The 5460-nt window shown below is 63.2% G+C and carries 3 protein-coding genes; 2 read left to right on the top strand and 1 reads right to left on the bottom strand.

Annotated features, from left to right (window positions below):
• The coding region (locus tag ACXJ7R_RS24025) for a calcium-binding protein (RefSeq protein WP_457154017.1) at positions 1-853 on the top strand (853 nt) is incomplete at its 5' end.
• Positions 854-1029: 176 nt separating this feature from the next.
• On the opposite strand, the gene ACXJ7R_RS24020 is transcribed toward ACXJ7R_RS24025, so the two are convergent.
• Positions 1030-4014, bottom strand: coding sequence for a ribonuclease E/G (locus ACXJ7R_RS24020; protein WP_457154016.1), 2985 nt, complete (start codon positions 4012-4014; stop codon positions 1030-1032).
• Between the two features lie 653 nt (positions 4015-4667).
• Here ACXJ7R_RS24020 and ACXJ7R_RS24015 point away from each other — a divergent pair.
• On the top strand, positions 4668-5460 hold a 793-nt coding region (locus ACXJ7R_RS24015), incomplete at its 3' end, for an N-acetylmuramoyl-L-alanine amidase (RefSeq protein WP_457154015.1).

Below are 5460 nucleotides of genomic sequence, written 5' to 3'. Positions count from 1 at the left end.
CGACAGCTACTATGTCGACAATGCGGGCGATATCGTCAGTGAGCGCACCGCCGGCGCCAACGGCACCGATACCGTCAACGGCTACATCTCGATCAACCTCGGCGACGGCAACCATTTCACGGGCAATATCGAGAACGTCGCGCTGCTCGGTGCGGYCTCGATCAACGCCACCGGCAACAGCCTGGCCAACACGCTGACCGGTAATTCCGGCAACAATCTGCTGGACGGCAAAGGTGGCGCCGACACGATGATCGGGGCTCAGGGCAATGATGGCTACTATGTCGACAATGCCGGCGATATCGTCAGTGAAARCACCGCCGGCGCCAACGGCACCGAYAYCGTCAATGGCTWYRTYTCGATCAACCTTGGCGATGGCAAYCACTTCACGGGCAACATCGAGAACGTCGCACTRCGCAGYGCGGCCTCGATCAACGCCACCGGCAACAGCCTGGCCAAYACGCTGACCGGCAATTCCGGCAACAACGTRCTGGACGGCAGGGGCGGCAACGACACGCTGTCCGGCAGCAGCGGCCAGGACATCTTCGTCTTCACCACGGCGCTCAATGCCTCGAGCAATGTCGACCGCATCACCGACTTCTCGGTGGTCGACGACACCATCCGGGTCGATAATGCCATCTTCGCAGCGCTTGGCGGCAACGGCACGCTGACGGCCGACCAGTTCGTCAAGAACACAACTGGCCTTGCCGGTGACGGCAACGACCACATCATCTACGAGACCGACACCGGCTGGCTCACCTATGACAGCAACGGCAGTGCCGCCGGCGGCTCGACCCATTTTGCCACACTGGCCGCGAACCTGGCGCTGACCAACGCCGATTTCGTCGTGGTGTAAGGTTAGAAGGCACTTCGGTTTCCGTCGACGATAACTCTCTGCGCCGGCGGTTTCACACTTTGATTGGCTTTAGCGTTTCGCGACCAGCCGGAACGCCAGATATGAAAAATCCCGCGCAGTCTTTCGATTGGCGCGGGATTCTTTTGTCAAGAAATCAAGTCAAGCGGCTGAAAGGCTTAGAAAAAGCCCTTCCGCTGCCACCATCCGGCGCGCTTCGGCTTGTCCTCGGTCTTGGCCGCCGGTTCGTCGGCAACCGTCGAAGACACCACCGGCACGACCGGCGCATCCACGGCCGCCGGCTTGCGCCGTGACGGGCGGACCTTCGGCGCCTCCTCGACAGTCGCTGCCGCTGCCTCGTCGGACGCCGTGGCCGGCGTCTCGGCCAGTACCTCCGCGACCGCTTCGGCAGCAGCCGGCTCCTCGGCGACGACCTCGACCGCGGCCTTCTTCGGCTTGGCGGCACGACGTGGCTTCTTCGGCTTTTCCGTGCTCGGCGCGTCGTCATTGGCCGGAGCAAGCGCCACCGGCTCTTCGGCCGGTTCGGCAACTACCGGCTCACTGGAGACCGTCGCGCTTTCCGCCACTTCACTGTCGAGTGCTTCGACCGTTTCGCCAGCGCCTGCCTCGGCCTCGCCTTCACCGTCTTCGCGACGGTTGCGCTTGCCGCCGCGCTTGCCACGCCGGCGCTTCTTGCCTTGGCCTTCATCCGAAGCCTCAACCGTTTCGGACGTTTCCGCAACACCGAGAGGAGCGTCGTCGTCCGCTTCCGCCTCGCCGTCGCTGGCAGTGGCTGCCGAGCCGGAGAACTCAGCGGCCGGTGCGGAGACGGTAGACCCGTCCGCGGGTGCGCCGTGTTCGCGGTCGCGGTCCTTGCCGCCACGACGCCGCCGGCGCTTGCGGCGCTTGCGGTCGCGGCCTTCGCCTTCTTCGCCACCGGCGGCAGGCCGTGGCTGTTGTTGCTGCGGCTGCTGCTGGCGTGGCTGTTCGGCCTGTACCGGCGCGTCGTCGTCTTCCTCGATGACGACGATCTCGTCCTCGGGCTCATCCGGTTCGACATAGGCCGGCAGGCTACGCACCTCGACAAAGCCTTCCGGCTTTTCCGCCAGCGCGCCGCGGAAGATCGCATAGTGCTGCGCGCCAACCGAATCGTCGGCCTCGACGGTGATGGTCAGGCCGAAGCGGCTTTCCAGTTCCACCAGCGTGCCGCGCTTGTGGTTGAGCACGTAGAGCGCGGTCGCTGCCGGCGTCCGCACCGTGATGTGGCTACGCGAATCCTTCAGCAGGAATTCCTCGATCGCCCGCACCACCATCAGCGCGACCGACGAATCGGACCGCACATGGCCCGTGCCGCCGCAATGCGGGCAGGGCTTCATGGTCGATTCCAGCACGCTGGCGCGGATGCGCTGGCGTGACATCTCCATCAGGCCAAAATGCGAGATGCGGCCGACCTGGATGCGCGCACGGTCGTTCTTGAGGTGATCCTTCAACCGCTTCTCGACGGAGCGGTTGTTGCGGTTCTCCTCCATGTCGATGAAGTCGATGACGATCAGGCCGGCGAGATCGCGCAGCCTGAGCTGGCGGGCGACTTCCTCGGCCGCTTCCAGGTTGGTGTGGAGTGCCGTGTCCTCGATCGAGTGCTCCTTGGTGGAACGGCCCGAATTGACGTCGATGGCGACCAGAGCCTCGGTCTGGTTGATGATGATGTAGCCGCCGCTCTTCAGCGTCACTTGCGGCTGCAGCATGCGGTCGAGTTGCGCCTCGATGCCATTCCGCACGAAGATCGGCGTCGTGTCGCGAAACGGCTGAACCACCTTGGCGTGGCTCGGCATGAGCATGCGCATGAAGTCCTTGGCTTCGCGGTAGCCTTCCTCGCCGGAGACAAGGATCTCGTCGATATCCTTGTTGTAGAGGTCGCGCACCGAACGCTTGATCAGGCTGCCTTCCTCGTAGACCAGGGCAGGGGCCGTCGATTGCAAGGTGAGGCTCCGGACATTTTCCCAAAGCCGCATCAGATATTCGTAGTCGCGCTTGATCTCGGCCTTGGTGCGGCTCTCGCCGGCGGTGCGCAGGATGACGCCCATGCCCTGCGGCACTTCGAGATCGGCAACGACCTCCTTGAGGCGCTTGCGGTCGACCGCGCTGGTGATCTTGCGCGAAATGCCGCCGCCGCGCGCCGTGTTCGGCATCAGCACCGAATAGCGGCCGGCAAGCGACAGGTAGGTGGTGAGGGCAGCACCCTTGTTGCCGCGCTCTTCCTTGACGACCTGCACCAGCAGGATCTGGCGGCGCTTGATCACTTCCTGGATCTTGTACTGGCGGCGCACCGGCTTGCGGCGGTTGCGCACTTCTTCCAGCGCATCCTCGGCGCCGACCGATTCGACCTCATGGTCGTCCGGGTGCGAGGATTGCACCTCCTCGAGCATGCCGCGATCATTGTCACCTGACGGCGCTTCGCTGCCTTCCGCTTGCGGGACGGCTTCGGAAATCACATCGGCTTCGACCGAGGCGGCGATCGACGTCGGGCCGCCGTTGCGCGTTTCGGTTTCGTCCTGCTCGGCAGAACCCTCGTCATGCCCGGACGCATCGGCATGTTCGGAAGTATCGGCATGTTCGGACGTATCAACATGTTCGGACGCATCGGCCGCGTGTTCGATGATCTCGGAAGTGTGAGAGATCTCCTCGACAACGAAATCGCCGCCATTGTCGCCGCCTTCGCCTGCCTCGCCGGAGCCTTCGCTCTCGCCGGCAGCGCCTGCGTCGCGCCTGTGTTCACTACGGTCGCGGCTCTTGCCACCGCGCCGGCGTCCGCGCCGCCCGCGATCGCGGCTCTGGCGATCATCGCCGTCGCCATCCTCGTCCTCCTCGTCTTCGGCCTCCTGCGCTTCGGCGCGCAGCAGTGCCTGACGGTCGGCGACCGGAATCTGGTAGTAGTCGGGGTGTATTTCACTGAAGGCGAGGAAACCGTGACGGTTGCCGCCATATTCGACAAAGGCTGCCTGAAGGGAGGGCTCTACGCGCGTTACGCGGGCTAGGTAGATGTTTCCTTTGAGCTGCTTCTTGTCCTGGGATTCAAAGTCGAATTCTTCAATACGGTTACCGCGAACGACGACAACGCGTGTTTCCTCCGGGTGGGAGGCGTCTATCAGCATTTTGTTGGGCATTATTTCGTTTCCCCCCGGCAGCCGTCAGCCGCAGCTTGCGAGGCAAAGCCCGCTGCTGCGTGTCTGGAGTGTGGGTGCCGGATAATTGAACGTCCGCCGGCCGCCGCTTGAGCGCCATGGCGGTGCCGCCCGCAGCCATAATGGCGCGGTTTGATGCGGACCTTTCCATGATTGCGCTTGAAGCCATCGTCACCAGCAGAACCTTTTGAACCAAAGCCCGGACGAACCGGACCAGCTTGTTTGCTCATACAGAGCCGGCGCGGGAACAAACCCGGCCGTTTTCCTCACGCAGGCGATTCCCCCGCCACGGGCGCACACCTGCGAAATTTCGTCGCGATCACCTGAACCCTTTTCGCATGAAGCGAAAGGAGCCGCCTTTCATCTAACCCTGTAGCAGGAAGCTGCGGAGGAGGGCGGTTCCAGGATTGCAGTGATCCAGTATCGCTTTTATGATTTGGCGGGGTGGAAGGCAACCCCGATTTCCGATGCCGGCAAAAAGCAGTTCCGTAACGTAAGAACAGGCTCCAACCCTTGCATGAAAAGGCTTGGTTAACCTTCTCTGGATACCAATCGTTAATCGAGTTCGCGGCCTAACCGGCACTTCGACGAAACGACGGGCGCCTGGCGCCAAACCGGGAGCGACTGGAAGACAAATGGGACTGGCAGACTTCACAGACAAGGGATGTCGTGTTGGCGGCCGGATCATCGGTGCCTTCTGCCTCCTGCTGTTGCTGGTGATCTCTTCCGCCTCGTCCTCCGTTGCCAATGCGGCCGACGCACCGCTGGTGGCAAAAGGCTACAAGATGGCGGGCGATGCCACCAAGATGCGCATCGTCATGGATTTCGACCGCGAACCCGATGTCAAATGGTTCCTGCTGCGCGGTCCCAATCGTCTTGTCATCGATCTTGCGAATACGCGATTCGCCATTAACGCCAAGGACTTGAAGGCGCGCGGTCTGGTCAGGGGCGTGCGCCTTGGCGCGCTCGGCGAGGGCGTTTCGCGGCTGATCCTCACCGGCAAGGGACCCTTCGCCGTCGACAAGCTCGATGTGCTCAAGAACGAGGACGGAACCGGCTACCGCATCGCCATCGATATCTCGGCAGCCTCCGCTCGCGAGTTCGACGCGGCACTTGCCAATCAGGCGCTGACCACCGGATCGACGGTTTCGACCGACAAGGGAGCGCGGGTCGGCACCGGACCGGTGTCCAATCCGGGCCATCGCTTCACTGTCGTCATCGATCCAGGCCATGGCGGCATCGACGGCGGCGCCGAGGGCCTGAACGGCACCATCGAGAAGAACGTCACGCTCGCCTTCGCCACCGAGTTGCGCGACAAGCTGGCGGCCGTCGGTAACTACGATGTGTTCATGACGCGCGATACCGACGAGTTCCTGCGGCTGGATGATCGCGTGCGCATTGCCCGGCAGCGTGCGCATTGCCCGGCAG

It is taken from the genome of Mesorhizobium sp. P5_C1, from assembly GCF_054049815.1.
The sequence above is the reverse complement of the archived record's forward strand: the minus strand, read 5'-3'. Positions and strand labels throughout refer to the sequence as shown.